Genomic DNA, 3,101 nt, shown 5'->3' with positions numbered 1-3,101 from the left:
GGGATCCAACAGCTGGTTCACTAACTGCTGGTTCTCCAACAATACCGCGTCCTTTACCAACGCAACGCTTCATTTCTCCAATGTCGCTGCGGTTATGTATCCGGCCATCATTTCAAATTGCGTATTCTATGGCTCCGGCGTCGCGCAGAACGCTATTCCCATATTCGAACACGCAGCGGAAATGACCAATCATGTGATAGTATCGAATTGTTTCTACACGAATACGCTGAAATATCTCTACGTGGAAACAAGTCCCGTATTGCGGATAATATCGAACGATCAGGTTTCACAGCTGAATATCGGGAAATATTTCAAGCATGATGCGACGAATGCCCGGTGGAATATCGTCATGCCGCAGATGATGATAGCGTCGAATACGAACACCGGCGCACTCTATTTCGACCTGCAGTCGGCGGTGAATGGTGCGAATGACGGGAATGAAATCCGCGTACGCGACATGGTTCTCACGCGTGGGGACGAGCAGTTGAATGCGCTTGCGCTTACCAACGGCGTTTTCATCACGAATAAGAATAATCTGCGCATCATCGGCGGGTATGATGCGGCGTTCGCATCGGTGACGGGTCATAGCGTGCTCGATGGCGGCGGAGCGGCATTGTCGAATCGCCTTCTGTATATCGCGAACCTTACCAATCTGGCGATGAGCAACTTTGTCATACAGCGCGGGGGCAGTAATGCCGGCACGCCATCGATCGACGGTTCCGGTGTGCTCGTATCGAATATCGGATTTTCACTGCTTTCAAATATCATCGTAAGTAATTGTGTTTCCAGGGACGGCGGGGGGATCAATGTCGTTCTCTGCTCGAATTCCGTGCTGTCAGCCGATGTCGTGCGCTGCACTGCGTCGAATAACGGCGGGGGTGTTCAGCTCTTCCGCAGCAGGGATACCATCTGCAGCGGCACGCTGGGAAATAATAACGCTCTTACGTATGGAGGCGGGCTGCTTCTGTATTACTGCAGCAATATTACGGTGAACGCGGCGATTGCAAGCAATAATGGCCAGTATGGCGGGGGTGTTACGCTTCTCTGGGTGACCAACAGCACAATGAACTCGACCATCGCCAGCAATTATGCATCCGGGAACGGCGGCGGATACTATATCTATGACGGCAGCGGCAATACGGTCAACGGACTCGTTACCAATAATTCGGCAGTGGTCATCGGCGGCGGCGTATCGGTCGAGTACACATCCAATAATATTGTGAATGCCGATGTTGTATATAATAAATGCGCATTCGGCGGCGGCATATCGGTCTATTATGCCAATGATACGACGGTGAATTCCATCATCGCCGATAATACGGCCACTTCCGAAAGCGGCGGCGGTATTTTCATGACTTGCGATCTGCGGAGCAGGATATATGCGACGCTGTTGAGCAATACCGCTGTCGCAAGCAGCGGCGGCGGTATTGCGCTGTTGTCCTCGACGAATGCGATCGTAAGCAGCTCCCTGTACAGTAATAAAGCGGTCACGGGTGGCGGCGTTTTCGTTTTCAGCGGATCCAACAATAATTTCACGAGCTGCTATTTCTCGAATAACACCGCGACATGGACGAACGCGATCATGCATTTCTCAAATGTCGCTGCGGTGCGCTATCCGGTGACAATATCGAACTGCGTGTTCTACGGCGGCGGGAATAACGCCATACCGATGTTCGAACAGACGGCGGAAATGACAAATCATGTTATCGTTTCGAACTGCTTTTATACGAATACGCTGAAATACCTGTATGTGGATTATGGCGGTCCGATAATATCGAACGACCAGGTAAGCCAGCTGAATATCGGAAAATATTTCAAGCATGATGCGACGAATGCAGCGTTCAATATCGTCATGCCGAGAACGATCATCGCCTCGAATACGAACAGTGGGGTGCTGTATTCCGATCTGCAGTCGGCTGTACATGGTGCAAATGACGGGAATGAAATCCGCGTACGCGACATGGTTCTCACACGCACCGACGAGCAGTTGAATGCCCTTGCGCTTACCAACGGTGTGTTCATAACGAATAAGAATAATCTTCGCATTATCGGCGGGTATGATGCGGCGTTCGCGGTACAGACGGGATATACCGTGCTCGATGGTATGGGGTCTTCATCGGTGTCGAATCGGCTCGTGTATATCGCCAATCTCACCAACCTTTCATTCGACGGCTTTGTGATACAGCGCGGGGGGAGTAACGCCGGCGTGCCGCAGCTTGACGGTACGGGTGTCTATGCTGTCGGTATTGCGCGATCGTTTATCAGCAATGTGATCGTAAGCAACAATAGTTCGACCAATGGCGGCGGAATAGCGTTGTCCGCCTGCACCAATATCGTTCTCGACGTTCATGTTTTCCGCAATACGAACGCGTATTTCGGAGGCGGTATCAGTCTTGATTCATGCATAAGCAATGTGGTGAACGGATCTGTCGCGCAAAATAGTGCGGGGGATAACGGCGGCGGGGTGTCGCTTTACAGGGACAGATCGTCCATTGTGAACGCAGACGTGGGCAGTAATTTTTCCTCCACCACCGGCGGCGGGGTTGAGCTGTATCTTTGTTCGAACAGCAGGGTGACCGGGTCGATGTTCAGCAATACCGGGAATGGGGGCGGGGGCGGGGCGCATGTCTGGTACAGCACAAATTGCAGTATAACCGGAGCCCTGATAAATAATTATGCACCGTCAGGATGTATCGGCGGCGGTCTGTATCTGATTTACGGGTCCAATAATACCATCGATGCGACGATATCGAATAATATCGGGGGTATCGGCGGCGGTGTGGTCATTAGAAGCAGCATGGGTAATGTGATCCGTGGGGTTATTTCTGATAATACGAATATGTCCAGCATCGGCGGCGGGGGAGTGCTGCTCTATTTTGCTACGAATAGTGTCATAGAGAATGCAGTGTTTTCCAATAACAGCTCTGTCTATGCCGGCGGTGCGATCCATGTGAACAGCGGGTCGAATAATGTCATTCGGAGTTGTTTTTTCTCGAACAATATTACGGGGGCGACGAACTCTACACTATACTTCACGAATGTCATGGCGAAAAACGATGCCTATGTTGTCTCGAACTGTGTATTGATGGGGGGGGGGGGGG

General features: G+C 51.4%; 1 protein-coding gene. It reads left to right on the top strand.

What is annotated here, in order from left to right:
- Positions 1-3,101, top strand: a 3,101-nt coding sequence (locus AABZ39_05755; protein ID MEK6794258.1) for a right-handed parallel beta-helix repeat-containing protein, incomplete at both ends; no start/stop codon positions are given.

Source organism: Spirochaetota bacterium, assembly GCA_038043445.1.
Classification (GTDB): domain Bacteria; phylum Spirochaetota; class Brachyspiria; order Brachyspirales; family JACRPF01; genus JBBTBY01.
The sequence above is the reverse complement of the archived record's forward strand: the minus strand, read 5'-3'. Positions and strand labels throughout refer to the sequence as shown.